The sequence below is a fragment of the Caulobacter sp. genome (assembly GCF_017744445.1).
In the GTDB taxonomy this organism is placed as follows: domain Bacteria; phylum Pseudomonadota; class Alphaproteobacteria; order Caulobacterales; family Caulobacteraceae; genus Caulobacter.
Genome location: NZ_JAGIBH010000160.1, coordinates 1 through 510, shown reverse-complemented (window position 1 = coordinate 510; position 510 = coordinate 1). Strand labels below are relative to the sequence as shown.

Genomic DNA, 510 nt, shown 5'->3' with positions numbered 1-510 from the left:
GCCTGGGCCAGGTGCCGGTGCTGGAGCTGGACGACGGCCAGATGATCAGCGAGAGCGTCGCCATCTGCCGCTATCTGGAAGCCCTGCACCCGACGCCGCCGATGTTCGGGACCTGCGCCCTCAGCCAGGCGCGCACCGACATGTGGGTGCGCCGGATCGAGTTCCAAGTGATGGTCCCGGTCGGCATGTACTGGCGTCACGCCCATCCGCTGACGGCGTCGCTGCTGGTCCAGAACCGCGAGTTCGGCGAGTCCAACAAGCCGATCGCGGCCAGGGCCATGACGTGGCTCGACCGCGAACTGGCCGACGGCCGCGAATGGATCGCCGGCGACGCCTACGGGATCGCCGACATCGTCGCCCTGACGACGATCGACTTCGCCGGTTTCATCGGCCTGGAGGTTCCCGAGGAGGCCGAGCGGCTGAAGGCCTGGCGCGAACGGGCCTCGGCTCGACCCAGCGCCAACGCCTAGACGCTCGCGGGGGCCAGCTCGCTTTCGTGCAGGTCGTAAT

Annotated in this window: 1 protein-coding gene; it reads left to right on the top strand. The window is 68.8% G+C overall.

Annotation, left to right across the window (positions count from 1 at the left end; genetic code table 11):
* The coding region (locus J7528_RS24205; protein WP_291879949.1) for a glutathione S-transferase C-terminal domain-containing protein at window positions 1-470 on the top strand (470 nt) is incomplete at its 5' end.
* Between the last annotated feature and the right edge of the window lie 40 nt (window positions 471-510).